We start from the raw sequence: 24,251 nt of genomic DNA, 5'->3' as shown, positions 1-24,251 counted from the left end.
ACCCGCATTCTCCCTTGAGTCAGCCTCGCCCTGCCCGCCACTGGGCGGTGAGCAGGGCCACCAGATAAAGCCCGCCGATCACGCCGGTGAGGATGCCCACGGGCAGTTGCACGCCGGGTATGGCCCGCTGGGCGGCGAAGTCGGCGGCCACAAGCAGCAGCGCGCCCATGAACGCCGACGACACCACGCCCTCGCCGCTCGTCCTGGTGAGCCTGCGGGCCAGTTGCGGGGCGGCCAGCGCGACGAACGCGATCGGACCGGCGGCGGCCGTGGCCGCGGCGGTCATGGCGACCGAGACCAGCATCAGTCCGAGCCGCGAGCGCTCGACGGCGAGCCCGAGCCCGCGCGCCTGCTCGTCGCCGAGCCCGAGCAGCCGCAGCCGGCCGCCCATGGACGCCGCCGCGGGCAGGAGCACCGCCAGCAGCGCGGCTAGGACGGCGGTGTTGCTCCAGGTGGAGCCGTTCAGCGACCCGATCAGCCAGCGCTGGGCGTTGGCCGCGGTCTCGACCTCGGCCCTGGCGAGCAGGTAGCTGTTGACCGAGACGAGGATGGAGGTGATGCCGATGCCCATGAGGATGAGCCGGTATCCCTGCACGCCCCGCTTGAACGACATCAGGTAGACGGCCAGCGACACCACGCCGCCGCCGGCCAGCGCGCCGGCCGCCACCTGCGCGGAGTCCCCGGCCAGCAGCACGATCACCAGGATGCCGCCGGTGGCCGCGCCGGTGGTGAAGCCGATGATGTCGGGGCTGGCCAGCGCGTTGCGCGTGAGACCCTGGAAGATCGCGCCCGCCGCGCCGAGCCCGGCCCCGATGAGCAGCGCGCACAGCACGCGGGGCAGGCGCAGGTCGGCGACGATGAACCGGTCGCCGCCCGTTCCCTGCCCGGCGAGCGCGGCCAGCACGTCCGGCAGGGGGATCGGGTAGTCGCCCACCGACAGGGCCAGCATGCCGAGCGCGGCGGCGGCGCAGGCCAGCAGCGCGCACACGGTGACCGTGCGGACGGACACGCGGGTGGAGATCCGCTCGCCGAACAGGCGTACCGGCCGACCGGGGATGATCACATCGCTCTTCACAGCTTCGCCAGCCTCCTCCCGCGCACCAGCCACATGAGCACGGGCGCGCCCAGGCACGAGGTGACGATGCCGACCTCCAGTTCGCTGGGCCGGGCGAGCAGGCGCCCGGCCAGGTCGGCGCCCAGCAGCAGGATCGGGGCCACGATCATGCTGTAGGGGATCACCCAGCGCTGGTCGGGGCCGGTGAGCAGGCGCACCATGTGCGGCACCGCCAGCCCGACGAACACGATCGGGCCCGCCGCGGCCGTCGCCCCGCCGCACAGCAGCGTGATGGCGACCGCGTTGAGCACCCGGACGTGTCCCAGCTTCAGCCCGAGCGCGCGGGCGGTGTCGTCGCCGAGCGCCAGCACGTTGAGCGAGGGCGCCAGGACCAGCGCCATCGCCAGGCCGATCAGGATGAACGGCAGCACCTGCTCGACGACCTTCATGTCCCGCCCGGCCAGCGCCCCGATGGCCCAGAACCGGTAGCGGTCGAAGGCGATGGGGTCGATCAGCAGGACGGCCTGGATGATCGAGGTCAGGACCACGCCGATGGCGGTTCCGGCCAGCGCCAGGCGTACCGGGGTGGCGCGGGTGCCGCCCACCGAGCCGATGCCGTACACCAGCAGGGAGACGGCCAGCGCGCCCGCGAAGGAGAACCACACGTAGGAGGTGAGCTGGTCGAGCCCGAAGAACGCGACCGCGAACACCACGGCGGTGGCCGCGCCCGCGTTGACCCCGAGCAGTCCGGGATCGGCCAGGGGGTTGCGCGTCATGGACTGCATGAGCGCGCCCGACACGCCGAGCGCGGCGCCGGCCAGCAGCCCGACGAGCGTCCTGGGCACCCGCATCGAGGTGACGATGAGCGCCGAGTAGGAGTCGTCGGGCGACAGCAGGGCCGTGACCACCGTGGCGGGCGACATCTGCAGCGAGCCGAGTCCGATGCTGAGCAGGCACACGAGGAACAGCACCCCGCAGGCCACCACCAAGGCGGCGCCGCGCAGCGCAGCGCGGCCCCGGTGGTCGTCGCTCACGCCTTTCCGGCCTTTTCCAGGGCCGGTTTCATGGCGTCGAGAAGGTAGGGGATGTTGCGCACGGTGGGGGTGCGCATCGCGCCGATCTTCTCCGCGTCGAGCACCAGGTACGTGCCGTCGCGCACCGTCGGGATCTTCTTGAACAGCTCCGACTTCTCGAACGCGGTCATCTCCTCGTCGCTGAAGCCGCCGATGAACATCAGGTCGCCGTCCAGGGCGCCGAGTTGCTCGTAGCTGAGGAAGCCGGTCTCACCGTCCTTGGCCTCCAGCGCGGTCAGCCCGGGGGCGGGGCCGAGGCCCATGGTCTGGAAGAAGCGGACGAGGTGGTCGTTGGCCTTGGCGCCGGCCTGGACGGTGCCGGGCTGGCGCAGCACGACGTACTGGACCGTCTTGCCCTTGAGTCCGGGGTACGTGGTGGGCACCCCGGCCAGCGCGGCTTCGGCCTTGGCGACGGCGGCCTGGGCCTCGGTGCTCTTGCCCAGGACCTTGCCGACGGTGAGGAGGATCTCCTGCCAGGTGCCGTCCTGGTTGTCGGCGCCGATGATGCCGATGGTGGGCGCGATCTTGCTGAGGGCGGCGTACAGGCCCTTGTTGGAGGTCACCTGGTAGGAGCCGAAGATCACGTCGGGGCGCAGCTTGGCGATCTCCTCGACGGAGATGTCGGCCACGGTGTTGATGGGCGTGGTCGTGGACTCCTTGAGCAGGCCGGCGTTCCACGGGGCGAAGACCGGCTGGGTGGTGCTCCACCGGTTGGCCGCGACGGGGACGACGCCGAGTGCCAGGGTGGCGTCGACCCAGCCGGTGCTGAGCGCGACGACGCGGGCGGGCGCCTTCTCGATGCGGCTCTCACCGGCCGCGTGCTTGATCGTGACGGGGAAGGCGCCGGCCTCCTGCCGCGGCGCGGCCGGCTGGGACGGCGGGGCGCTCTGGGCGTTGCCACCGCACGCCACCAGCAGGACCATGACCAGGCCTAACGCGGCGGCCCTGAGGGTCGCCGGGGTTCGGGGTGGGGCTTCGTGCCGTGCCAAGGGACGGCTCCTTTCAACGTCGTCCGACGTGGTGCACGACAAGTATGATCTCATAAGTTAGGTTAGGCTAGCCTAACTTAAATTTTGCTTCCGGGGGAGGTCTCAGCCGGTGAGGATCGTGGTCCAGGTGACCGCCAGCAGCAGGACGCCGAGGCCGAAGTCGAGGACCATGCAGAACTCGGTCAGCGAGCGGGTGACGACCTTGTCGCGGCGGTGGTGGATCACGTCCCAGACGCCGTGCCCGATGGCGGCCAGCGCCGCGAGGTGGACGGCGAGGAGGGGGCTTACCGTCATCGCGGTGAGCGCGATCGCCGAGTAGCCGGCGAAGGCGGCCGCCTGGATGCCCAGTTCGCGCCGGTCGACGCGGGCGCCGCGCAGCAGGCCGTACACGAGGAAGACGGGGCCGCCGGCGAGGAGCAGCAGGGTCGCGTCGAGCGGGGTGGCCATGGCGATGCTCACCATGACCGAGGCGAGGATCGCGACGATCCAGCCGCTGCGGCGCGAGCCGAGCGCGGCGGCGGCGAGGTAGCAGAGGGCCGCCAGGATGATGATCATGGCGGCGACGTGCGCGTCGGGGCCGGTCAGGGCGAGGATGATCAGGCCGACCGCGCTCGGCCAGCGGGCCAGGAGGTTCTCGCGGTGATGGGTGATGGTTCGCATGGGTGACAGCGTGCGGGTGTTCGCGCGCAACGCACCCATGCGGATTGTCATCAGATCTTGTGCACTCGGCGCGACCTGAGGTCCGACCACAGCCGCACCGTGCTGTCGCGGCGGCCCCAGGCGATCACCAGGCAGAGCGCGAGCAGGACGAGCGGCAGGAACGCGCCGCCGCCGACCACGACGACCTGGACGATCGTCGCGCCGATCATGAGCGCGACGAACGCCAGCGCGGCGAGTCCGGTCAGCGGCGGCACCAGCAGGCCGATCACCCCCGCGACCTCCAGCACGCCCACGAGGTGGCGCAGCCAGTCGCCCAGCCCGATCGCCTCGAACGTGCTCGCGGCCGGCTCCGCGCCGGCGAACTTGCCCAGCGCCGCCATCAGGAAGGCCGCCGCCGTGACGACCTGGAGGATCCACAGCCCGATGCTTGATCTGGTACGTGTCGAGGTTGTCATGATTGCGACGCTAGGTTCCCGGCCCGGCGCGCAGAATGCAGGTAACGCCCAACCCGGGGTGTACCTGCCTGCACCCCGGTCAGCGGAAGCCGTACTCCTCGGCCAGGTCCGCCACCCGGAGCGTGCGCCCGGCGTGCCGGGCGACCTCGGGGTCCTCCAGCAGCGCCCGCACCGCCCGGCCGGGGAACTCGATCGGGTCGCCGCCCGGCGGCATCCGCTCGCCCAGCGCCGCCACGATCGCCTCGGTGCGGGTGAAGCCGGGCGACAGGGCCAGGGCGGTGACGCCGTGCGGGCGCAGGTCGCACGCGAGGGTGCGGGCGAGCCTGCTCACGCTCGTCATGGCCAGGTCGTAGAAGACGTGGCCGGCGATGACCTCGGCGTCCGGGTCGGTGAAGCCGGTCATGACCAGCAGCCCGCGCCGTTCGATGAGCAGGGGAGCGGCGTGCCAGGCGGAGACCAGGTGGCTGCGCACGCCGACCTCCATCATGTTCCGCCAGTGCCGCAGGGGCAGCTCCCAGAACGGCCCGCCCGCGAACGGCAGCGCGTTGCCGTCGCAGGCGTTGGCCACCAGGAGGTCGAGCCCGCCCCGCTCGGCGCCGACCCGCTCGAACAGCGCCGCCACGGCGTCGTCGTCGGCGTGGTCGACGACGACGGGGATGCCCTGGCCGCCGCGCTCGCCGACCTGCTCGGCGGTGTCCTCGACGGTGCCGGGCAGGTCGGAGTGGCGGCGGGCGCGGGATTCGCGGTCGGTGACGTAGACGGTGGCGCCGGCCTCACCCAGCACCAGCGCGATCCCCCGTCCGACGCCCCTGGCCGCGCCGGTCACGATTGCGGTGGTCATCGGGGCCTCCTTCGTCGGGTGCCCTGACCTCTACCCGGGTTGCGCCTGTCCTGGCAGGGTCACCGTGGACAGCTTTCCGGGGTAGCGGTCGAGCTGGCGGGCCCGGCCGGTGCGCAGGTCGACGGCGTAGGTGCGCACGCCGCCCGTGCCGGCGTACTGGACGGTGATCTCCTGGGGGCCGCGCCAGGGGCCGGTGCCGATCAGCGCGCCGCCGTCGGCCAGGCCGTGGACGGGTACCGTGCGCAGCGTCCTGCCGTTCTTGGTGTCCAGCAGGGTCAGCTCGTTGCGCAGGCTGCGCCGGTGCCGTACCGCCGCGACCGTGCGGCCGTCCGGCGCGAGCTCGCTGAACATGATGAACGCGCCGTCGAAGCGCACCGGCTTGCCGCCGCCGGTGACCGGCATGAGCCAAAGGTCGGTCTTGCGGTAGCGCACCAGCGACGCCACGCCGTCCTTGATGCTGACCGGCTCGTACGCGCCCGGCACCGGCACGCTCGTCCCGGTGCGCACGTCGATGACCATCCCCGGCTCCTTGCTTCCCTCGCGCGGGTCGAAGGCCAGGTGGCGGCCGTCGTCGGAGACGACGAGCATGGATCCGGCGCCCATCCGGTCCTTGCCGAGCCGCAGCCGCGACACGATGCGGGTGCCGCGCCCCAGGTCGTGGACCACGTGCGCGCCCTCGGTGGGATCGTAGTAGGCGAGCAGCATGCCGTCGCGGCTGATCGACACCGGCGCGGTGTTGTTCTGGGCCGTGTACGCCAGTGCCCGCGGCAGCCGGTAGGTCTTGCCCGACCGGGTGACCACCCGCCACGTCGACCGGGAGCAGTCGTACGGCTCTTTGGCGCATGGTGTCTGGTAGGCGTAGCCGAGCGGACTTCCCGGCGCGGAGGGCAGGTCCGGCACCTTGTCTGTGTTGTCACCCCGCTCGGCCGCGACCGGGGCGGGAGACGGCGCCCACGGCAGCGCCGCCGTCACCGCGCCGGTGAGCCCCAGCGCGGTGACGGTGGCCAGCGCGGCCACCGCCCTTCCGGTACGCCGCCTGCGCACGTGCCCCGCGATCGCCGCGTCGGCCAGGTCCACGAGCGGAGCCTGTTCGGCCAGGTCGGAAAACGCTTCACGCAGCCTCGTCATCGGGCCACCTCCTCGATCATGTGGTCCGACAGCAGACCGGACAGCTCCGGCGCCAGGCTTCGCAGGCGCGACAGCGCGTGATGCGTCTGGCTCTTGACGGTTCCCAGCGAGCAGCCCAGTACCTGCGCGGTCTGCGCCTCGGTGAGGTCCTCCCAGAACCGCAGCACGAGTACGGCCCGCTGCTTGGGAGTGAGCTTGGCCAGCGCCTCGCGCAGCACGATGCGGTCCAGCGCCGCGTCGTCGTAGCGCCGCCCGTGCTCGGGCAGGCTGGCGGTGGGCGACTCGGGGCGAGGCCGCCGCCGCCACGAGATGTACTGGTTGACCAGGGCTTTACGCGTGTACGCCTCGGGGTTGCCGTCGCGGGCCAGATGGTCCCAACGGCCGGCCACCTTGACCAGGACGCTCTGCAGCAGATCCTCGGCCAGGTGGGCGTCCCCCGTGAGCAGGTACGCGGTCCGCATGAGCGCCTGCTGGCGGGCCAGCACGAACTCGCGAAAGCCGGCGTGTCGTTCCAAGATTCGTTCTCCTCTCACCCGGTCAAACGCCATGCACGGGGCGAAAGGTTGGAACCTCGGCCGGATTCACCGCCTTCCGATCACCGCGCCGTCCAGGCCGGATCGCGGCCGATGAGACCGAGCAGGCGGTCGAAGGCGGGAGCGTCGTCCGGCACCGCCACCGGCGGCCCGAAGGCGCCACGCTGCCTGCCCATCTCCACCATCTGGCCGGTGAAGTCCTCGGCCCGCGCCACGCTCTCCCGGTCCGGTTCGTACGGCTGCGCGGTGGCCTTGGCCAGGTCCCAGCCGTGCACGACCATGTCCACGAGGAACATGTGGCCCAGCACGGTCATCGGCAGCCCCATGCCGGGGCTTTCACCCTCCCAGGCCTCGGGCCGCGACCAGACCGCCAGCGCGCGTCCCACCCGGTCGGGGAAGTCGCCCGTGTAGGGCCCCTGCTCGACGTACGGTCCCTTGGCGCCCAGCGACTCGAACAGGTCCGCGACCCATTCCAGGTGGGCGATCAGGGCTTCGACGTCGAACTCGGCGCAGGGCGTGGGTGCGGAGAGCTGCTCCTGCCGTACGCCTTTCACCAGGTGGGTGGTGCGTTCGGCGGCACGGTTCAGCAGCGGCATCATGTCATCCATGGCAGCAATGGTGCCCCGCCCGTCACAGGCGCGGCTTGTAGAAACGCGACACCGTGGCTGGGTGGACCCGTACGCGGGCCTGGACGCCTTCGACTTCGTCCAGCAGGCGCCCTCGCCCGGGCTGGCGGCGTTCGTGGACCACTTCTGGGTCGTCACGTGGACGGAGCTGGCGGAGCCGTACGAGCAGCGCATCCTCTCCCATCCCACCGTGAACCTGAACATCGCCCCCGGCCACCGCAGGATCGCCGGCGTGATCAGGGGCGGCTTCTCCTACACGATGCGCGGAAGCGGCCGCGTGCTCGGCGTCCGCTTCCGCCCCGGCGGCTTCCGCACGTTCCTCGGCGGCCCGGTGTCCGAGCTGACCGGCCGCTTCGCCGAGATCAGCGACATGTACGGCGCGGCGGGCACGGCCCTGTGCGAAGCGGTCCTGGCCGAGCCCTCGGCGGCGGCGGCGATCGCCAGGGTGGAGGCGTTCCTGCTGGACCAGGCCCCGCGCGAGGACCCGCTGGCGGAGGAGGCGGCGGCGCTGGTCGCCCTGGCGGAGGCGGAGGCGCCCATGGTCAGGGTGGAGCAACTGGCCGCGCGCTCCGGCCGGTCGACGCGCTCGCTGCAGCGGTTGTTCCGTGACTACGTGGGGATCGGGCCAAAGTGGGTGATCAGGCGGTTCCGGCTGTACGAGGCGGCCGAGCGCGTCTACGAGGGCCTCGACCTGGCGACGCTGGCCGCCGAACTCGGCTACACCGACCAGGCTCACCTGACCCGCGACTTCACCGCCGCGGTGGGCATGACCCCGGCCGCGTACGCTCGTCGCCGCTCTTGATCTACAATGTAAAGGCGAGTGGTTGAAAATGACGATATTTTTCCAGGAACCACAACCCCCTACTCAACGAGCGGCCATCAACCGGATCGTGCCCGGCTTGGGCTCGTCCGCTCCCCACACGAACCAGTCATCGCCGACCGGGGTGTCCTGCTCGCTGGGGTAGAGCGGAGTTCACGGTTTCAGGGTGAGTCTCTTTCTTGATTTTCCTGGGAACACGACGACCAGGTGTTCTTCGTCCGCTGCCGTGGTTCGTACGTAGACGCGGAGCCGGTAGCGGCCCTTGCCGGTGAGCGCGAGGTTGGGCATCGGGATGCCGGCGCCCACTTCGCCGCCCTCGCCCATGTAGGGCACGGTGAGGCGGCCGGTGTGGCTGGTGAGGGGGACCTCGGTGACCTGTTTCCATCCGGCGGTGTGTGGTGGGGGTGGGGTGCGGAAGGACGGCTATCCAGAGCCATTGGTCGCCGAGCGCCAGTCCTGCTGCTGTGGCGGCGATGAGCAGGCTGACGAGTCCGAGCCTGAGGGTTCGCCATAAACCGTCCGGATGCACGGGAGGCGATCTTAGTCAGTGTCGGCGAGTTGGTCGGCCAGGGTGAGGGTGCGGCGGGCTCTGGCGAGGATGGGGGCGTCGACGAAGCGGCCGTCGGGCAGGGTGAAGGCGGCTTGGCCGGTTTGTTCGGCGGCGTGGACGATGTCGCGGGCTTGGGTGGTTTCTTCGGGGGTGGGGCGGAAGGCGCGGCGGATGGGGGGGATTTGGCGGGGGTGGATGGCGGTGCGGCCGAAGAGGCCGAGGGCGCGGCCGGCCGTACAGGAGGTGATGAGGCCTTGTTCGTCGCGGATGTCGGGGTAGACGGACATGGGGACGGGGGGGAGGCCGGCTGCGGCTGCGGCGAGGACGGCTTGGAGGCGGAGGTGGTCGAGGGCGGTGGGGGAGGTGAGGGTGAGTTCGGCGGTGAGGTCTTGTTCGCCGAGGGCGATGCCGGTGGTGCGGGGGTGGGCGGCGATGGCGGCGGCGTTGAGGATTCCTGCGGCTGACTCCAGGAGGGCGTAGGCGGGGAGGGGGAGGTCGTCGAGGGTGTGGGGGGATTCGACTTTGGGGAGGCGGACGGCGGTGAGGGCGGGGGCGCCGGTGAGGGCGGTGAGGTCGTCGCGGCCGCGTGGGGTGGTGAGGTCGTTGATGCGGACCTGGACGGGGATGGTGGGGTGGCTTTCGAGGTAGGTGAGGGTGTTGGTGCGGGCTTGGTCTTTGTGGTCGGGGGCGACGGCGTCCTCGAGGTCGATGATGATTTCGTCGGCGCCGGAGGCGGCGGCTTTGGCGAAGCGTTCTGGGCGGTCGCCGGGGACGTAGAGCCAGGTGACGGTGAGGGTCATGCGATCACTCCGGCTTGGCGCAGGGTGGTGATCTGGTCGGGGGTGTAGTGGAGTTCGGTGAGGATGGCGTCGGTGTCGTGGCCGAGGGGGCGGCCTGGCCAGCGGATCTCGCCGGGGGTGTCGGACAGGCGGAACATGACGTTCTGCATGGTGATGGTGCCGAGTTCGTCGTCGGGGACGTCGATGAAGGTGTTGAGGGCGGTGTATTGGGGGTCTTCGGCGATGTCGGAGATTTCGTAGATGGGGGCGATGGCGGCCTGGGCGTGGTCGAAGGCGGCGATGACGTCGGCGGCGTCGCGTTCGGCGATCCAGGTGGCGACGGCTTCGTCGAGTTCTTCGACGTGCTGGACGCGGCCGGCGCCGCTGGCGAACCAGGGCTGGGCGGCGAGGTCGGGGCGGCCGACGAGGGTGAGGACGCGTTCGGCGACGGGTTGGGCGCTGGTGGAGATGGCCAGCCAGCGGCCGTCGCGGGTGCGGTAGGTGTTGCGGGGGGCGTTGCTGCTGGAGCGGTTGCCGGTGCGCTGGGGGATGATGCCGAGTGCGCGGTAGGCGCTCATCTGGGGGCCGAGGATGCCGAGGATGGGTTCGATGATGGCCATGTCGATGATCTGGCCGCGGCCGGTGCGTTCGCGGTGGTGGAGGGCGACCATGATGGCGTAGGACATGGCGAGGCCGGCGATGCCGTCGGCGAGGGCGAGGGGTGGCAGGGTCGGGGGGCCGTCGGGCTGGCCGGTCATGGCGGCGAAGCCGCTCATGGCTTCGGCGAGGGTGCCGAATCCGGGCTGGCGGGACATGGGGCCGTGTTGTCCGAAGCCGGTCATGCGGGCGATGACGAGGCGGGGGTTGGCTTCGAGGAGGTCGTGGGGGTCGAGTTCCCAGCGTTCGAGGGTGCCGGGGCGGAAGTTTTCGATGAGGACGTCGGCGTCTTGGGTGAGGCGGCGGGCGATCTGCTGGCCGTCGGGGTGGGACAGGTCGATGGCGGCGTTGCGTTTGTTGCGTGACAGGGTTTTCCACCACAGGCCGACGCCGTCGACGGCGGCGCCGTGGCCGCGGGAGGGGTCGCCGCGCCGGGGGTGTTCGATTTTGATGACGTCGGCGCCGAAGTCGCCGAGCATCATGGCGGCGGAGGGTCCGGCGAACAGGGTCGCCATATCGATCACCCGGAGGTCGGGCAGGCTGGTCATGATGCTATAACTTATAAGAAATAAGTCATCCGTCAACACCCCGAAATACGGAACAATCACCGACATGCCGCCTACGCCGCCGATGAGCAAGGCCGACTACGTCTACAGCGTTCTGCTGGACGACATCCGCAGTGCGCGCATCCCCGGGGGCACGGCCCTGCGCGCGTCCGCGGTGGCCGAGCGGCTGGGTGTGTCGGTCACGCCGGTGCGTGAGGCGCTGCGCCGTCTGGAGAAGGACCGGCTGATCAGCTATGAGCCGCATCACGGCGCGACGGTGATCGACATGGGGGCCGACGCGCTGGAGGAGTTCTACGGGGTGCGCGCGGTGGTGGAGGGTCTGGGTGCGCGTCTGGCGGCGGCTCGCATGACCCCGGAGCACCTGGCGCGGTTGCGGGCCCTGCACGAGGAGATGGTCGCGGACCTGGCGGCGGGGGAGCTGGCGGGGCTGGGGGAGAAGTCGCGGGCGTTTCATCTGGCGATCGCCGACATCGGCGGTCCGGCCTTCCTCGGTCAGCACGCCCGCGCGATCCGCAACAGTGTTCCGGTCCCGGCGACGGCTTCGTTGTGGCTGGATCCGGTGCAGGCCCGCGCGAACCTGGACGCCCACGAGCACATCCTGGCGGCCCTGCGTGCCGCCGACGGCGCCCTGGCCGAGAAGATCATGATCGATCACGTACGGCAGGCCGGCGCCTCTCGCGCCTCGTGACCGGGTTGAACGGCTAGGCGCCGGGTACCACGGTTGCGACAACACGCACAGTAACCGTACGGCCACACTTCGCCGACGGTCGTCGGAAGGTGGGGTGAGCCTGCCCATGCCGGAAACAGTCGCGATCACGTTGCGGGTCAACGGCGCCGGGCGGCAGGTGCGGGTGGACGCCCGTGCCACGCTGCTGGACGTGCTGCGCGAGCAGCTCGGCCTGGGCGGTACGAAGAAGGGCTGCGACCAGGGCCAGTGCGGCGCGTGCACGGTGCACGCCGACGGGCGCAGGGTGCTGGCGTGCCTGACGCTGGCCTGTCAGGCCGACGGCCAGGAGGTCACGACGATCGAGGGCCTGGCCGCGCCGGACGGGAGCCTGCACCCGGTGCAGGAGGCGTTCGCCGAGTACGACGCCTTCCAGTGCGGTTACTGCACGCCCGGCCAGATCATGTCGGCGGTGGCGTGCATCCGGGAGGGGCACGCGGGCTCCGATGAGGAGGTGCGCGAGTTCATGAGCGGCAACCTGTGCCGGTGCGGCGCCTATCCGCACATCATCGCGGCGGTGCGCGAGGCGGCCGGACAGGACAGGCGGGCCGATCGTGCGCGCGCTTGAGTACACCCGGCCCGCCACGTTGCGGGCGGCCGTCGAGATCCTGCGCGACGAGGACGGCGCCGAGGCGCTGGGCGGCGGGACCACGCTGGTGGACCTGATGAGGTGCGGGGTGGCGCGGCCGTCGCGGCTGGTCGACCTCACCCGTCTGGAGGGCCTGGAGGAGATCACGGCGGACGGGGCGGCGCTGCGGGTGGGCGCGCTGGCCAGGATGAGCGACGTGGCCGCCGACGCGCGGGTGCGGCAGGGCTGGCCGGCGCTGTCGCAGGCGTTGCTGAAGGGGGCCTCGCAGCAGTTGCGCAACATGGCGAGGATCGGCGGGAACCTGATGCAGCGCACCCGCTGCGGCTACTTCCGCGATCCGGGCTTCGGCGCCTGCAACAAGCGCGATCCCGGCTCGGGCTGCGCCGCGCTGGAGGGGGAGAATCGCGGCCACGCCGTGCTGGGCACGAGCGAGCAGTGCATCGCGACCTTCCCCGGCGACCTGCCGGTGGCCCTCGTGGCGTTCGACGCGATCGTGCACGTGCTCGGGCCGGACGGCACGCGGGCCGTTCCGATCGACGACTTCTACCTGCTGCCCGGTGACACGCCGTGGCGCGAGCACCCGCTGGAGCGCGGTGAGCTGATCACCGGCGTGGAGGTGCCCGCCTGCGAGGCCGCGGCGTTCTCGCACTATCTGAAGGTGCGTGACCGGGCCAGCTACGAGTTCGCCGCCGCCTCGGCCGCGGTCGGGCTGGAGCTGGACGGTGCGGGCGTCATCACCGGCGCCCGGGTGGCGCTGGGCGGGGTGGCGACCAAGCCGTGGCGTGAGCCGGAGGTCGAGCGGGCGCTGATCGGCCGTCCGGCCACCGAGGAGGTGCTCCGTGCGGCCGGTGAGCTGGCCGCCGCGGGCGCCCGGCCGCGGGAGCACAACGGCTACAAGGTCGAGCTGGCCCGCCGTACGGTCGCCAGGGCGCTGACGGAGCTGGCGCGGCAGGAGGCACGATGAACGGCGGCGAGACGATGATCGAGGTGGCGGCCGGGTCGCCGATCGGCCGGGCGACCACCCGCCGCGACGCCCGCGACAAGGTGACCGGCGCCGCCCGGTACGCGGCCGAGTTCCGGCCGGAGGGCCTGCTGCACGCGGTCCTGGTGACCAGTACGGTGCCCGCGGGCACGATCGCGCGCCTGGACACGGCGGCGGCCGAGGCCATGCCTGGGGTGCGGCTGGTGCTGACCCACGTCAACGCCGCCCGGCTGTATCCGCCGCCGCTGTATCCGTTCGGGGCTGCCTTCCAGAGTTTCCTGCCGCTGCAGGACGAGCGGATCCGGTTCGCCGGGCAGCCGGTGGCGGTGGTGGTGGCCGGCACGCTGGAGGAGGCGGTCGAGGCCGCCGGGCAGGTCGGGGCGGACTATGAGGCCGCGCCGTTCGTCGCCGGTCTCGGGGACGCGCGGGCAACCTCCTACGGGGCCGGCGACTGCGGCGAGATCGCCGAGGCGGTTCCCAGCCATGTGCGGGGCGATGCCGAGGCCGCCCTGGCCGAGGCGGCGGTGCGGGTGGATGCCACCTATACCAGCCCGCGCCTGTACCACTGCGCGATGGAGCTGCACTCCACGACCGCGGCGTGGCAGGCCGACGGGACGCTGACGGTTTGGGAGCCCACGCAGTGGATCGCGGGCGCGCAGAGTGTGTTCGCCGCCTGGTTCGGGCTGGAGGCGGAGCGGGTGCGGGTCGTCTCGCCGTACGTCGGTGGCGGGTTCGGCTCCAAGGGCGGGCCGCAGCCGCATGCGGCGCTGGCCGTCATGGCCGCGCGCGAGGTGGGGCGGCCGGTCAAGCTGGTGCTGTCGCGGCCGCAGCATTTCGGCGCCATCTCGCCGCGCCCGGCCACCGCCAACCGGGTGCGGCTGGGCGCGGGCCGGGACGGCAGGCTGAGCGCGCTGGCCTACGACAGCGTCAACGAGGTGTCCTTCGACGATCTGTACGTGGAGCCGTCCGGCGGCATCGCCGCGTTGTCCTACGACGTGCCGAACGTGGCGGTGGACTACCGGTTCGTGCCCGTGAACGCGGTGACCCCGTCCAGCATGCGCGCTCCTGGTGAGGCGATCGGCAGTTTCGCGCTGGAGTCGGCCATGGACGAGCTGGCGCTCGCCCTGGAGATGGATCCGATCGAGCTGCGGCTGCGCAACTACGCCGAGCGCGACCCGGTCTCCGGCAAGCCGTGGTCGGGCAAGCACCTGCGGGAGGCGTACGAGAGGGGCGCGCGGGAGTTCGGCTGGCAGCGGCGTGATCCCCGGCCGGGCAGCATGCGCGAGGGCGAGGAACTGATCGGCTGGGGCATGGCCGGCGGGTCGTTCCCCGCCTACGTTCATCCGAGCGCGGCCCGGGTGTGGGTGCGGGCCGACGGTGGCGTGGAGGTGCTGTCGGGTGGCAGCGATCTGGGCACCGGCACCTACACGCTGCTGGCGCAGGTGGCCGCCGACCTGTTCGGCGTGCCGCCGGAGTCGGTGACGGTACGGCTCGGCGACAGCGCCTATCCCGATGCCCCGGTCAGCGGCGGTTCGATGCTGGCCGCGTCCTTGACGCCGGTGGTCCACGAGGCGGCGCTGGCGGCCCGCGACGAGTTGCTCGCGCTGGCGGCCGATGTGCTGGGTCTGGAGACGGGCGAGCTGCGGGTGGGCGGCGGGCGCGTGTATCCGGAGGGCCGGCCGCAGGAGGGGATGGGGGTCGCGGAGATCCTCGCCGCGGCGGGGCGCACGGGGGTGGATGTCGTGCGTGACTCCTTCACCGGTGTCTCGGAGCAGGAGCGGGCCAAGTTCCACGGCACGCTGGGGTTGCTCAGGATGCCGGCGGCCGGGCCGTACGCGGTCTATTCCTGGAGCGCGGTCTTCGCCGAGGTGGCCGTGGACGCCGATCTGGGCACCGTGCGGCTGCGGCGGCTGCTGGGCGTCTACGACTGCGGCCGGGTGCTGAACCCGGTGACGGCGCGCAGCCAGCTCATGGGGGCCATGGTGATGGCGAGCGGCGCGGCGCTGCTGGAGGCGGGGGTGGTCGACGCCCGGCTGGGCCGGCTGGCCAATCCGAACCTGGCCGAGTACATGCTGCCGGTCAACGCCGACATTCCGGGCATCGAGGTGGTGTTCGTGGGGGAGCCGGATCCGCACGCCAATGCGCTGGGCGCGCGCGGGATCGGTGAGATGGGGATGACGGCGACGATCGCCGCGATCGCCAACGCCGTGCACCACGCGACCGGCAGGCGGGTGCGGGATTTGCCGATCCTGCTGGACAAGCTGCTCTGAGGCGTCAGGTGCAGGTGGGCGGCAGGCTCATCCGGAGCCGGACGCGGGTGCGGCCGCGCTGGGTGTCGATGGTGAAGCCGTCGCACAACTGGGCCATGACCCACATGCCGAAGCCGCGCCTGGCGTCGGGGGCGGGCGGGGCGGGCCTGGCGCGTTCGGGGGCCAGGCGGCCCTGGTAGTCGACGACGTCCACGGTCAGCAGGTCGTCCTCGTGGTGGACCGAGACGCGACCGGCACCGCCGGCGTGCTCCAGGACGTTGATGACGGCCTCGTTGACGGCCACGATCAGGTCGACCACGCGGCCCCCGGCCAGCCCGGCGCCGCGGGCGTAGGCTTCGATGCGCGCTCTGATCGCGCTCAGATCCCAGGTGATGGGCCAGTGCTCGGGCCTGGTCACGGCCCGGCAGACCTGTGCTGTCCTCACCGCTGCTCCCCCTACGGTCTGGTTTCGCTGCGTTGAGGCTCCCCCTACCCGCTGTGCGGGTCTCACACCGGCGGGCCGGGCAGAAGGGGTTCGAGGGCGGGGCGTACGGCGGCGGCCGGGGTGCCGTCGGCGACCTCGAGCAGGGCGGCGCGCCAGGCGGCGGCCAGGATGGGGGCGGCGGGCGGCCGGTCGAGCTGGGTGCGCAGAAACTCGGTGATGGGGTCGCGGCGCGGCTCGGGCGGCGGTTCGGCCAGGATGCGGCAGGTGCCGAAGTGCACGGCGGCGTCGAAGGCGGCCAGCAGCGCGGCGCGCACGGGGAACGCGCCCGCGCCGGCGGCGCCGTGCATGCGGTCGATGAGGCGTTGTTCGAGGTCGTCGCGGATGGCGCCGTAGAGGCCGAGTTTGGAGCCGAAGTGGTGGTAGAGGGCGCCGGTGGTGACGCCGGCCTTGGCGGCCAGGTCGGTGACGCCGACGGCGTCGTAGCCGTCGCGTTCGAAGCGGTGGAGCCCGGCCTCGATGAGGCGGGCCTTGGCCGAGCCGGGTACGGGGATGGATGCGCGCACCCCACCATCGTAATGGTTTGACGCGGATACGTAACCTGATTATGTTGAGGCGTATGAAGCTTATCTTTCTGTACCAGCCGGTGAGCGATCTGCAGGAGTCCGTGGCCTTCTACCGCGACGAGCTCGGCCTGGACGAGTCGTGGCGGATGGGCGACACGACCGTGGCCTTCCGGCTACCCGGCACGGAGGTCGAGCTGATGCTCGACATCACCCCCGCCGACGGGCCCGAGTGGGGCAAGGGCGGCGGCTTCCTGGTCGACAGCGTCGAGGGTTACATCGCCGCGCATCCGAACCTGAAGTGGGTGGGCGAGGTCAAGGAGTTGCCCGACGGCAAGTCCGCGACGTTCGTCGACCCCTCGGGCAACCCGATCCACCTGTTCGACCAGAGCACGGCGGGCCCGCAGTAGCGGGCGGTTACTGGGCCTGCGCGATGCGCACCAGGTTGCCCGACGGGTCGCGCAGGGCGCAGTCGCGCGGGCCCCAGGGCTGCTGGACGGGCTCCTCCAGCACCTCGGCGCCGGCGGCGCGGGCGTTCTCGAAGGTCTTGTCGAGGTCGTCGCTGCTCAGGACGATCATGGGCAGGACGCCTTTGGTGAGCAGTTCCTGGATGGCGTCGCCGTCGGCCTGGGAGCGGCCCGCGTGCGGCTCCGACAGCACGATCTCGGTGCCGCCGCGGCCCGGGGTGCCGAGGGTGACCCAGCGGAATCCGCCGTTGCCGACGTCGTTGCGTACCTCGAAGCCGAGGGCGTCGCGGTAGAAGGCGAGCGCCTCGTCGACGTCGTTGACGGTGATGTGGCAGTACTGCAGTGCGATGCTCATGGCGCCCACGTTAGGCGGCGGCCTCCGCTTTCGCTCCGCCCTTCTTGCTGTTCGGCGCGTCGCGGGTGGGCCGGGTGCGCAGCCGCGCCACGCACGGGGGCATCGCCGCGACCGCGCTGTGCTCGCGGGCGCGGTAGCCGCTCGGCGTCTCCCCGAGCAGTTCGGTGAAGCGGGAGCTGAAGGAGCCGAGCGAGGTACAGCCGACCGCCATGCACGCGTCGGTCACGCTGACGCCGGCGCGCAGCATGGCCATGGCCCGCTCGATGCGGCGGGTCATGAGGTAGCTGTAGGGCGTCTCGCCGTAGGCCGCGCGGAACTGGCGGGAGAAGTGCGCCGGCGACATGAGCGCGTGGCGGGCCATCGTCGGCACGTCCAGGGGGCGCGCGTACTCACGGTCGATGAGATCCCGCGCCCGCCGCAGGTGCGTGAGGTTGGCCAGGTCGTGCGGGGTCATGCGGGCAGCCTAGCACCGGCCCGTCGGGTGCCGCTGACCTGCGCGGGGCCTCTACCGCGGCGGGCGGGCGCGCCGGTAGTGTCGTCGGCGTCCTTCGAGCCGATGGTGACCCTCTCCCATGACGCTGCCCCGCCTGCTTCCCGCCGCCTACCGGCCGGTGCTGGCCGACCGGGTCTTCCGGCGGCTCATCGCCGGGTTCGCCGTGTCCTATCTCGGCGACGGGATGAGTTTCGTGGCGGTGGCCTGGCTGGCGATGGAGCTGGCCCCGCCGGCCGGCGCGGGGCTGTGGATCGGCGGCGCGGTGGCGGCGTACACGCTGCCGGGGGTGGTCGGGGCGCTGGCGCTGGGGCGGTGGCTGCGCCGGGTGCCGGCCCGGCGGCTGCTGCTGGCCGACAACGTGGTGCGCGGGGTCGTGCTCGGCGTGGTGCCGCTGGCGTGGTGGGCGGGGGTGCTGACGCCGCCGCTGTACGTGGTGCTGCTGGCGCTGTCGTCGCTGCTGCACGCGTGGGGCAACGCGGGCAAGTACACGCTGCTGGCCGAGCTGCTGCCGGCCGAGCAGCGGCTGGCGGGCAACACGCTGGTCTCCTCGCTGAGCTTCGCCGCCACGATCGCGGGGCCGGCGCTGGCCGGCGTGCTGGTGACCTACGCCGGCTCGGCGCTGGTGATCGGCCTGGACGCGCTCACCTACGTGTTCCTGGCGGTGCTGGTCGCCCGCACCCGGCTGCCGCAGGCGCCGCCGGTCGCGCCGGTCGACGGGGCCGCGGCCCGCGGCGGGCTGGCGCTGCTGCGCTCGCACCCGCAGTTGCTGGGGCTGCTGGCGCTCACCTGGTTCTTCAACCTGCTCTACGGCCCGGTCGAGGTAGCGTTGCCGCTGCACGTGACGCGGGACCTGGGCGCGCCCGGCACGCTCTTGGGCCTGTACTGGATGCTGTTCGGCATCGGCGCGCTGGCCGGCGGGCTCGCCGCGGGCGCGCTGCGCCGGTTGCCGCTGTGGCCGGTGACGGTGGCGATCGTGGTCGCGTGGGGGGTCTTGCTGCTGCCGTTCGGGTCCGGGGCGCCGGTGGCGGTGACGGTGGCCTGCTTCACGCTGGGCGGCGTGGTCTACGGGCCGTTCGTGGCATTGTCGGTGACGCTCATGCAGACGGCCGCGCCGCCGCGGCACCTGGCCGCGATGCTCGCCGCCCGCAGCGCGGTGCTGCTGACCGCCTCGCCGCTGGGCACCGCGCTGGGCGGGCCGCTGACGGCGGCGCTGGGCGCGCGGGCGACGCTGGCCGCCTCCGGCCTGGTCACGGTGGCGCTGGGCGCGGTGGCCGCGGTCCTGCTGCTGGCGCGCCGCGCGGGCTTGACCGGACCAAGCAGGAATGGAGAAGCGTCCGCCACGGCCCCGCCCCTACCGTGACCGAAGGGGCCACCCTGCCCAAAGAATCCGACTTTCAGCGCGAAACTGGTTAAATCTAGGCGGACCCCTTCGGAGCCCGCGTACACGATGGAGAGACGATGCCGCACGCTGCCGACACCCACGACCTGATCCGCGTGCACGGCGCGCGCGTCAACAACCTCAAGGACGTCAGCGTCGAGATCCCCAAGCGCCGGCTGACGGTGTTCACGGGCGTGTCCGGCTCGGGCAAGAGCTCGCTGGTGTTCAACACGATCGCCGCCGAGTCGCAGCGCATGATCAACGAGACCTACAGCGCGTTCGTGCAGGGCTTCATGCCGACGATGGCGCGTCCCGAGGCCGACGTCCTGGACGGGCTGACCACCGCGATCATCGTCGACCAGCAGCGCATCGGCTCCGACCCGCGCTCCACCGTCGGCACCGCCACCGACGCCAACGCGATGCTGCGCATCCTGTTCAGCCGGCTCGGCTCCCCGCAGATCGGCTCGCCGCAGGCCTTCTCCTTCAACGTCGCCTCCATCAGCGGGGCGGGCGCGGTCACGCTGGAGCGCGGCGGCGCCACGGTGCGCGAGCGGCGCGACTTCTCCATCACCGGCGGCATGTGCCTGCGCTGCGAGGGCCGGGGCAAGGTCTCCGACATCGACCTGACCCAGCTCTACGACGACTCCAAGTCGATCTCCGAAGGCGCGTTCACGATCCCCGGCTGGAAGTCCGACAGCTTCTGGACGGTGCGCATCTACGCCGAGTCCGGCTTCGTCGACCCCAACAAGCCCATCCGCGACTTCACCAAGCGCGAGATGCAGGCGTTTCTGTACAAGGAGGCCACCAAGGTCAAGGTCGACGGCGGCAACTACACCTACGAGGGACTCATCCCCAAGATCCAGAAGTCGTTCCTGTCGAAGGACCGCGAGGCGATGCAGCCGCACATCCGGGCCTTCGTGGACCGGGCGGTCACCTTCGCCTCCTGCCCCGAGTGCGGCGGCACGCGGCTGAGCGAGCTGGCGCGCTCCTCGCGGATCAAGGGCATGAACATCGCCGAGGCGTGCGCGATGCAGATCAGCGACCTGGCCGAGTGGGTGCGCGGGCTGGACGAGCCGACGGTGGCGCCGCTGCTGGCCAAGCTGGGGCACACGCTGGAGTCGTTCGTGGAGATCGGGCTCGGCTACCTGTCGCTGGAGCGGCCGGCGGGCACGCTGTCGGGCGGCGAGGCGCAGCGGGTGAAGATGATCCGCCACCTCGGCTCCTCGCTGACCGACGTCACCTACGTCTTCGACGAGCCCAGCATCGGCCTGCACCCGCACGACATCCAGCGGATGAACGAGCTGCTGCTGCGCCTGCGCGACAAGGGCAACACGGTGCTGGTCGTGGAGCACAAGCCGGAGATGATCGCGATCGCCGACCACGTCGTCGACCTCGGCCCCGGCGCCGGCACCGGCGGCGGCACCATCTGCTACGAGGGCGGCGTCGAGGGCCTGCGCGCGGCCGGCACCATCACCGGCCGCCACCTGGACGACCGCGCCCGGCTGAAGGACGCCAGCCGCACCCCCACGGGCAGGCTGGAGATCCGCGGCGCCGACCGCCACAACCTGCAGGACGTCGACGTCGACGTCCCGCTCGGCGTCCTGTGCGTGGTCACGGGCGTGGCCGGCTCGGGCAAGAGCTCGCTGCTGCACGGCTCCCTGCCGGCCGCCGCGGGCGTCGTCTCGGTCGACCAGTCCCCGGTACGCGGCTCGCGCCGCAGCAACCCGGCCACCTACACCGGGCTGCTGGAGCCGATCCGCAAGGCCTTCGCCAAGGCCAACGGCGTCAAGCCGGCGCTGTTCAGCGCCAACTCCGAGGGCGCCTGCCCCAACTGCAACGGCAGCGGCGTCATCTACGTCGAGCTGGGCCTGATGGCCGGCGTCGACACCCCGTGCGAGGAGTGCGGGGGCAAGCGCTTCCAGCCCTCGGTGCTGGACTACCACTTCGGCGGCCGCGACATCAGCCAGGTCCTGGCGATGCCGGTGACCGAGGCGCTGGAGTTCTTCGGCGCCGGCGAGGCGCGTACCCCGGCCGCGCACGCCATCCTGGAGCGCCTGGCCGACGTCGGGCTGGGCTACCTCAGCCTGGGCCAGCCGCTCAACACGCTGTCGGGCGGCGAGCGGCAGCGGCTCAAGCTGGCCACCCACATGGCCGACAAGGGCGGCGTCTACCTGCTGGACGAGCCGACCACGGGCCTGCACCTGGCCGACGTTGAGCACATGCTCGGCCTGCTGGACCGGCTGGTCGACGCCGGCAAGTCGGTGATCGTCATCGAGCACCACCAGGCGGTCATGGCGCACGCCGACTGGATCATCGACCTGGGGCCGGGCGCCGGGCACGACGGCGGCCGGATCGTGTTCGAGGGCACCCCCGCCGACCTCGTCGCCGCCCGCTCCACGCTGACCGGGCAGCACCTGGCCGACTACGTGGGAGCCTGAGCCGGGTTCCCGTAGCGGCGCAGGAACGTCTCCACGCCGTCGGTGAGCAGCCGCTCGGCCAGCTCCGGGGGGAGCGTGCCGCCGATGGAGCCGGCGATCAGGTGGGGGTAGACGATCAGGCCGAAGAACTGGATCACGGCGACCTCGGGGTCGGCGATCGTGAGCCGGCCGCGCGCGCACAGGTCGCCGAACAGCTCGCCGAGGTCGTGGCCCGAGCGGGCCGGGCCACGCTCGCGGTAGGCGGCGGCCAGCTCGGGGAAGCGGCGCAGCTCGCCGGTGACCAGGTTGCGCAGCGCCATCCTGGACGGCTCGGTGGCCGCCTCCACCAGGGCGCGGGCGGTGTGCAGCAGCGCCTCGCGCACGTCGCCGGTCTCGGCCAGCCGGGTCCTGACCTCGGCCATGGTGGCGTGCGCGCTGCCCATCGCCAGGCCGACGACCTCGGTGAACAGCTCCTGCTTGCTGCCGAAGTGGTTGTAGACGGTCACCTTCGACACCCCGGCCTCGGCGGCGATCAGGTCCATGCCGGCCTCGAAGCCGTCGCGGGTGAACATCTCCCGCGCGGCGGCCACGATGGCCTGCCGGTTGCGTTCGGCGCGCTTGCCCGTCGGCGGCGGCGTCCTGGTGCTCTCGTTGCCCACGTCCCGCATCCTACCTCCAACTGAACCCTTGAGTACAGAAACAACTGTCCTGTACAGTTCAGTTCAGTTACCGACGAGGGGGAGACGTGAACGACATCTGGCCCGCGGTCCACGCCGAACGCCAGGCCCTGATCCAGGACCTGGCGGCCGTGCCCGCCGAACGCTGGTCCACGCCGTCGCTGTGTCCCGGCTGGGACGTCCACGACGTGCTGGCCCACCTGGTCGAGGACGCCAAGACCACCCCGGCCCGCTTCGTGCTGCGCCTGGCCGCCGCCCGCTTCGACTTCGACCGCTACAACCAGGCGGGCCTTGCCCGCGAGCGCGCCGCCGACCCGCACGCCACGCTCGCCGCCTTCCGCGCCGTGAGCGGGCGCACCACCGGCGCCCCCGCGCCGAAGGCCACCCGGCTGGTGGAGGCGTTCGTGCACGCCGAGGACATCCGCCGCCCGCTCGGCCTGACGCGCGAGTACCCGCCCGAGCCCGTCGCCGCCGCGCTGCGCTACCAGCTGCGTACCAGCGTCGGCCAGGGCGGCGGCAGGCAGCGCGCCGAAGGGCTGCGCCTGGTCGCCACCGACGCCGCCCTGGAACACGGCGACGGCCCGCAGGTCCACGGCAGCGTGATCGCGCTGCTGCTGGCGGTCTCCGGCCGGCCCACCCGGCCCGGCGAGCTGACCGGGCCCGGCGTCGCCGCCCTGACCCGGGGCTGAGCGCCGCCGCGCCGTACCGCGAAACCGGCAGTGACCCGTATCACCCGCCGAAGACGTCACATCGGCCCTGTCCGGCTCGTCAGGTGTACGAGACGAGACAAGGGGGCTCCCATGCGCCTGCCGACCGCCAAAGGCCGCACCTTCCAGTTCTCCCACTGGACCTTCATGTTCGCCGAGATCGCCATCTGGTCGTTCGTCGTCCTGCTGGTCACCGGACTGTTCCTCATGGTGTTCTTCGACCCCAGTTCCTCGCGCGTGCTCTACGACGGCGTCTACACGCCGCTGCGCGGCATCCCGGTCAGCGAGGCGTTCGACTCGACGATGCGCCTGAGCCTGGAGGTGCGCGGCGGCCTGCTCATCCGCCAGGTGCACCACTGGGCGGCCCTGGTGTTCGCCGCCGCCGTCGCCCTGCAACTGCTGCGCATGTTCGTCACCGGCGCCTTCCGCCACCCGCGCACCGCGCAGTGGCTCATCTGGGTGACGCTGCTGCCGCTGGCCATGGCGGCCGGCGAGACCGGCCACATCCTGCCCGACGACATGCTCTCGGGCGGCAGCCTGTGGCTGATCAAGTCGGTGACGCAGTCGATCCCGGTCGTCGGCTCCTACGGCGTGTACCTGCTGTTCGGCGACGGCTTCCCCGGCGAGCGCGTCATCCCCGTCCTGTACTGGGCGCACGTCCTGGTCATCCCCGCGGTCATGATCGCGCTGCTGGCCGTGCGCGCCCGGCTGCTGCGCCGCAACGGCCACACCCGCTTCGCCGACGCCGCCCCCGGCCCGCGCCGCGCCCGCCCGGTCATGGCGCTGGCCACCGTCGGCGTGCTGCTCGCGCTCGGCCTGGCCTTCCAGGTCGCCCCCATCTGGCTGTACGGCCCCGCCAACCCCACCCAGGTCTCGGCCGGATCGGTGCCCGACTGGTACATGGGCTTCCTCGACGGCGCCCTGCGCCTCATGCCCGCCTGGGAGGCCACCGTCCTCGGCTACACCCTCAGCCTCGCCGTCCTGGTCCCGACGCTGGTCGTGCCCGGCGTCTTCTTCACCGTCCTGGCCGCCTACCCGCTGGTGGAGCGCTGCCTGGCCGAACGCCGCACCCGGCGCGACGCGCAGGGCCGTCCCATGACCCGCGGCCGCATGCGCAGGACCAGGACCCGGCACGACATCCTGCAGCGCCCGCGCGAGACGGCCGTGCGCACGGGCCTGGCCGCCGCCGGCGTCACCTTCTACGGCCTGCTGTGGGCCGCCGCCTCCAACGACCAGCTCGCCCACCGCTTCCAGCTCTCGCTCGAAGCGGTGACGATCGCCTTCCAGGTCGCCGTGCTCGCCGGCCCCGTGCTGGCCTTCGTCCTCACCCGCTGGATCTGCCTGGCCCTGCGCCAGGCAGACCGCCGCCTGGTCGCGCGCGGCGTGGAGACCGGGATCATCACCCGCTCGGCCGACGGCGGCTTCCACGGCCACACCACCCACCAGGACCGGGTGCCGCTGGAGCGGTAGCGGCCGG

Annotated in this window: 27 protein-coding genes; 10 read left to right on the top strand and 17 right to left on the bottom strand. The window is 72.1% G+C overall.

Annotation, left to right across the window (positions count from 1 at the left end; genetic code table 11):
• Positions 1–19 precede the first annotated feature (19 nt).
• The 9 genes from ACIBEJ_RS07170 to ACIBEJ_RS07130 all read right to left on the bottom strand — a co-directional run bounded on the left by ACIBEJ_RS07170 (position 20) and on the right by ACIBEJ_RS07130 (position 7,341).
• Complete coding sequence (locus ACIBEJ_RS07170; RefSeq protein WP_397181713.1) at positions 20–1,075, bottom strand: FecCD family ABC transporter permease; 1,056 nt, start codon at positions 1,073–1,075, stop codon at positions 20–22.
• Complete coding sequence (locus ACIBEJ_RS07165) at positions 1,072–2,088, bottom strand: FecCD family ABC transporter permease (RefSeq protein WP_397181712.1); 1,017 nt, start codon at positions 2,086–2,088, stop codon at positions 1,072–1,074. The genes ACIBEJ_RS07170 and ACIBEJ_RS07165 overlap by 4 nt, the downstream gene beginning before the upstream one ends.
• Positions 2,085–3,116, bottom strand: a complete 1,032-nt coding sequence (locus tag ACIBEJ_RS07160) for an ABC transporter substrate-binding protein (protein WP_397181711.1) — start codon at positions 3,114–3,116, stop codon at positions 2,085–2,087. The genes ACIBEJ_RS07165 and ACIBEJ_RS07160 overlap by 4 nt, the downstream gene beginning before the upstream one ends.
• 102 nt (positions 3,117–3,218) lie before the next feature.
• Positions 3,219–3,776 (bottom strand): hypothetical protein, encoded by a 558-nt coding sequence (locus ACIBEJ_RS07155; protein WP_397181710.1) that lies wholly within the window; start codon positions 3,774–3,776, stop codon positions 3,219–3,221.
• Between the two features lie 50 nt (positions 3,777–3,826).
• Positions 3,827–4,231, bottom strand: coding sequence for a DoxX family protein (locus ACIBEJ_RS07150; RefSeq protein ID WP_397181708.1), 405 nt, complete (start codon positions 4,229–4,231; stop codon positions 3,827–3,829).
• A 79-nt stretch (positions 4,232–4,310) separates the two neighbouring features.
• Positions 4,311–5,072 (bottom strand): SDR family oxidoreductase, encoded by a 762-nt coding sequence (locus ACIBEJ_RS07145; protein WP_397181707.1) that lies wholly within the window; start codon positions 5,070–5,072, stop codon positions 4,311–4,313.
• 30 nt (positions 5,073–5,102) lie between these two features.
• Positions 5,103–6,200, bottom strand: a complete 1,098-nt coding sequence (locus ACIBEJ_RS07140; protein ID WP_397181706.1) for a hypothetical protein — start codon at positions 6,198–6,200, stop codon at positions 5,103–5,105.
• Positions 6,197–6,715: a SigE family RNA polymerase sigma factor gene (locus ACIBEJ_RS07135; protein ID WP_397181705.1), complete on the bottom strand. Its 519-nt coding sequence runs from the start codon at positions 6,713–6,715 to the stop codon at positions 6,197–6,199. The genes ACIBEJ_RS07140 and ACIBEJ_RS07135 overlap by 4 nt, the downstream gene beginning before the upstream one ends.
• A gap of 80 nt (positions 6,716–6,795) precedes the next feature.
• Positions 6,796–7,341 carry a TIGR03086 family metal-binding protein gene (locus tag ACIBEJ_RS07130; RefSeq protein ID WP_397181704.1) on the bottom strand — a complete coding sequence of 182 codons (546 nt, stop codon included), beginning with the start codon at positions 7,339–7,341 and terminating at the stop codon, positions 6,796–6,798.
• A gap of 61 nt (positions 7,342–7,402) precedes the next feature.
• Here ACIBEJ_RS07130 and ACIBEJ_RS07125 point away from each other — a divergent pair, with 61 nt between their 5' ends.
• Positions 7,403–8,161, top strand: a complete 759-nt coding sequence (locus tag ACIBEJ_RS07125; protein WP_397181703.1) for a DUF6597 domain-containing transcriptional factor — start codon at positions 7,403–7,405, stop codon at positions 8,159–8,161.
• 171 nt (positions 8,162–8,332) lie between these two features.
• On the opposite strand, the gene ACIBEJ_RS07120 is transcribed toward ACIBEJ_RS07125, so the two are convergent.
• The 3 genes from ACIBEJ_RS07120 to ACIBEJ_RS07110 all read right to left on the bottom strand — a co-directional run bounded on the left by ACIBEJ_RS07120 (position 8,333) and on the right by ACIBEJ_RS07110 (position 10,713).
• Entirely contained in the window at positions 8,333–8,503 is a 171-nt protein-coding gene (locus tag ACIBEJ_RS07120) for a hypothetical protein (protein ID WP_397181702.1), read from the bottom strand.
• Between the two features lie 216 nt (positions 8,504–8,719).
• Complete coding sequence (locus tag ACIBEJ_RS07115; protein WP_397181701.1) at positions 8,720–9,529, bottom strand: HpcH/HpaI aldolase/citrate lyase family protein; 810 nt, start codon at positions 9,527–9,529, stop codon at positions 8,720–8,722.
• Positions 9,526–10,713, bottom strand: coding sequence for a CaiB/BaiF CoA transferase family protein (locus tag ACIBEJ_RS07110; protein WP_397181700.1), 1,188 nt, complete (start codon positions 10,711–10,713; stop codon positions 9,526–9,528). Before ACIBEJ_RS07110 ends, ACIBEJ_RS07115 begins: the two co-directional genes overlap by 4 nt.
• A 64-nt stretch (positions 10,714–10,777) precedes the next feature.
• Between ACIBEJ_RS07110 and ACIBEJ_RS07105 the strand changes: the two genes are divergently transcribed.
• From ACIBEJ_RS07105 to ACIBEJ_RS07090, 4 genes are all read left to right on the top strand, one after another.
• On the top strand, positions 10,778–11,419 hold the full coding sequence (locus tag ACIBEJ_RS07105) for a GntR family transcriptional regulator (protein WP_397181699.1): 642 nt from the start codon (positions 10,778–10,780) through the stop codon (positions 11,417–11,419).
• A 106-nt stretch (positions 11,420–11,525) separates the two neighbouring features.
• A complete protein-coding gene (locus ACIBEJ_RS07100; RefSeq protein ID WP_397181698.1) occupies positions 11,526–12,023 on the top strand; it encodes a (2Fe-2S)-binding protein in 498 nt (165 codons plus the stop codon).
• Positions 12,010–13,008 carry an FAD binding domain-containing protein gene (locus ACIBEJ_RS07095; protein WP_397181697.1) on the top strand — a complete coding sequence of 333 codons (999 nt, stop codon included), beginning with the start codon at positions 12,010–12,012 and terminating at the stop codon, positions 13,006–13,008. Before ACIBEJ_RS07100 ends, ACIBEJ_RS07095 begins: the two co-directional genes overlap by 14 nt.
• The gene (locus ACIBEJ_RS07090) at positions 13,005–15,296 is read left to right on the top strand and encodes a xanthine dehydrogenase family protein molybdopterin-binding subunit (protein ID WP_397181696.1); all 2,292 of its coding nucleotides are present in this window, start codon (positions 13,005–13,007) and stop codon (positions 15,294–15,296) included. The genes ACIBEJ_RS07095 and ACIBEJ_RS07090 overlap by 4 nt, the downstream gene beginning before the upstream one ends.
• A 4-nt stretch (positions 15,297–15,300) precedes the next feature.
• On the opposite strand, the gene ACIBEJ_RS07085 is transcribed toward ACIBEJ_RS07090, so the two are convergent.
• Together ACIBEJ_RS07085 and ACIBEJ_RS07080 are read right to left on the bottom strand one after the other, a co-directional pair.
• On the bottom strand, positions 15,301–15,720 hold the full coding sequence (locus ACIBEJ_RS07085) for an ATP-binding protein (protein WP_397181695.1): 420 nt from the start codon (positions 15,718–15,720) through the stop codon (positions 15,301–15,303).
• Between the two features lie 62 nt (positions 15,721–15,782).
• Positions 15,783–16,283 carry a TetR/AcrR family transcriptional regulator gene (locus tag ACIBEJ_RS07080; RefSeq protein ID WP_397181694.1) on the bottom strand — a complete coding sequence of 167 codons (501 nt, stop codon included), beginning with the start codon at positions 16,281–16,283 and terminating at the stop codon, positions 15,783–15,785.
• A 53-nt stretch (positions 16,284–16,336) separates the two neighbouring features.
• Between ACIBEJ_RS07080 and ACIBEJ_RS07075 the strand changes: the two genes are divergently transcribed.
• Complete coding sequence (locus ACIBEJ_RS07075) at positions 16,337–16,690, top strand: VOC family protein (RefSeq protein WP_397181693.1); 354 nt, start codon at positions 16,337–16,339, stop codon at positions 16,688–16,690.
• A 7-nt stretch (positions 16,691–16,697) separates the two neighbouring features.
• On the opposite strand, the gene ACIBEJ_RS07070 is transcribed toward ACIBEJ_RS07075, so the two are convergent.
• Positions 16,698–17,102 carry a VOC family protein gene (locus ACIBEJ_RS07070; protein WP_397181692.1) on the bottom strand — a complete coding sequence of 135 codons (405 nt, stop codon included), beginning with the start codon at positions 17,100–17,102 and terminating at the stop codon, positions 16,698–16,700.
• 10 nt (positions 17,103–17,112) lie between these two features.
• Entirely contained in the window at positions 17,113–17,556 is a 444-nt protein-coding gene (locus tag ACIBEJ_RS07065; protein WP_397181691.1) for a helix-turn-helix transcriptional regulator, read from the bottom strand.
• A 118-nt stretch (positions 17,557–17,674) separates the two neighbouring features.
• On the opposite strand from ACIBEJ_RS07065, the gene ACIBEJ_RS07060 reads away from it, so the two are divergent.
• Both ACIBEJ_RS07060 and ACIBEJ_RS07055 read left to right on the top strand, forming a co-directional pair.
• Positions 17,675–18,955: an MFS transporter gene (locus ACIBEJ_RS07060; RefSeq protein WP_397181690.1), complete on the top strand. Its 1,281-nt coding sequence runs from the start codon at positions 17,675–17,677 to the stop codon at positions 18,953–18,955.
• Between the two features lie 98 nt (positions 18,956–19,053).
• On the top strand, positions 19,054–21,411 hold the full coding sequence (locus ACIBEJ_RS07055) for an ATP-binding cassette domain-containing protein (protein ID WP_397181689.1): 2,358 nt from the start codon (positions 19,054–19,056) through the stop codon (positions 21,409–21,411).
• Here the strand turns inward: ACIBEJ_RS07055 and ACIBEJ_RS07050 are convergent.
• The gene (locus ACIBEJ_RS07050; protein WP_397181688.1) at positions 21,396–22,049 is read right to left on the bottom strand and encodes a TetR/AcrR family transcriptional regulator; all 654 of its coding nucleotides are present in this window, start codon (positions 22,047–22,049) and stop codon (positions 21,396–21,398) included. The two genes, ACIBEJ_RS07055 and ACIBEJ_RS07050, sit on opposite strands and share 16 nt — an antisense overlap.
• Before the next feature lie 86 nt (positions 22,050–22,135).
• Here ACIBEJ_RS07050 and ACIBEJ_RS07045 point away from each other — a divergent pair, with 86 nt between their 5' ends.
• Positions 22,136–22,756, top strand: coding sequence for a maleylpyruvate isomerase family mycothiol-dependent enzyme (locus ACIBEJ_RS07045; protein WP_397181687.1), 621 nt, complete (start codon positions 22,136–22,138; stop codon positions 22,754–22,756).
• Between the two features lie 111 nt (positions 22,757–22,867).
• Positions 22,868–24,244, top strand: a complete 1,377-nt coding sequence (locus tag ACIBEJ_RS07040) for a cytochrome bc complex cytochrome b subunit (RefSeq protein ID WP_397181686.1) — start codon at positions 22,868–22,870, stop codon at positions 24,242–24,244.
• Positions 24,245–24,251: the final 7 nt, after the last annotated feature.

Source organism: Nonomuraea sp. NPDC050790 (genome assembly GCF_044456745.1).
Classification (GTDB): domain Bacteria; phylum Actinomycetota; class Actinomycetes; order Streptosporangiales; family Streptosporangiaceae; genus Nonomuraea.
The sequence above is the reverse complement of the archived record's forward strand: the minus strand, read 5'-3'. Positions and strand labels throughout refer to the sequence as shown.

Coding starts and splice junctions, on each gene's coding strand:
- ACIBEJ_RS07155 (WP_397181710.1), bottom strand. CDS start 3,776: ATGCGAACCATCACCCATCACCGCGAGAACCTCCTGGCCCGCTGGCCG.
- ACIBEJ_RS07150 (WP_397181708.1), bottom strand. CDS start 4,231: ATGACAACCTCGACACGTACCAGATCAAGCATCGGGCTGTGGATCCTC.
- ACIBEJ_RS07145 (WP_397181707.1), bottom strand. CDS start 5,072: ATGACCACCGCAATCGTGACCGGCGCGGCCAGGGGCGTCGGACGGGGG.
- ACIBEJ_RS07140 (WP_397181706.1), bottom strand. CDS start 6,200: ATGACGAGGCTGCGTGAAGCGTTTTCCGACCTGGCCGAACAGGCTCCG.
- ACIBEJ_RS07130 (WP_397181704.1), bottom strand. CDS start 7,341: ATGGATGACATGATGCCGCTGCTGAACCGTGCCGCCGAACGCACCACC.
- ACIBEJ_RS07120 (WP_397181702.1), bottom strand. CDS start 8,503: ATGGGCGAGGGCGGCGAAGTGGGCGCCGGCATCCCGATGCCCAACCTC.
- ACIBEJ_RS07115 (WP_397181701.1), bottom strand. CDS start 9,529: ATGACCCTCACCGTCACCTGGCTCTACGTCCCCGGCGACCGCCCAGAA.
- ACIBEJ_RS07110 (WP_397181700.1), bottom strand. CDS start 10,713: ATGACCAGCCTGCCCGACCTCCGGGTGATCGATATGGCGACCCTGTTC.
- ACIBEJ_RS07105 (WP_397181699.1), top strand. CDS start 10,778: ATGCCGCCTACGCCGCCGATGAGCAAGGCCGACTACGTCTACAGCGTT.
- ACIBEJ_RS07100 (WP_397181698.1), top strand. CDS start 11,526: ATGCCGGAAACAGTCGCGATCACGTTGCGGGTCAACGGCGCCGGGCGG.
- ACIBEJ_RS07090 (WP_397181696.1), top strand. CDS start 13,005: ATGAACGGCGGCGAGACGATGATCGAGGTGGCGGCCGGGTCGCCGATC.
- ACIBEJ_RS07075 (WP_397181693.1), top strand. CDS start 16,337: ATGAAGCTTATCTTTCTGTACCAGCCGGTGAGCGATCTGCAGGAGTCC.
- ACIBEJ_RS07070 (WP_397181692.1), bottom strand. CDS start 17,102: ATGAGCATCGCACTGCAGTACTGCCACATCACCGTCAACGACGTCGAC.
- ACIBEJ_RS07065 (WP_397181691.1), bottom strand. CDS start 17,556: ATGACCCCGCACGACCTGGCCAACCTCACGCACCTGCGGCGGGCGCGG.
- ACIBEJ_RS07060 (WP_397181690.1), top strand. CDS start 17,675: ATGACGCTGCCCCGCCTGCTTCCCGCCGCCTACCGGCCGGTGCTGGCC.
- ACIBEJ_RS07055 (WP_397181689.1), top strand. CDS start 19,054: ATGCCGCACGCTGCCGACACCCACGACCTGATCCGCGTGCACGGCGCG.
- ACIBEJ_RS07040 (WP_397181686.1), top strand. CDS start 22,868: ATGCGCCTGCCGACCGCCAAAGGCCGCACCTTCCAGTTCTCCCACTGG.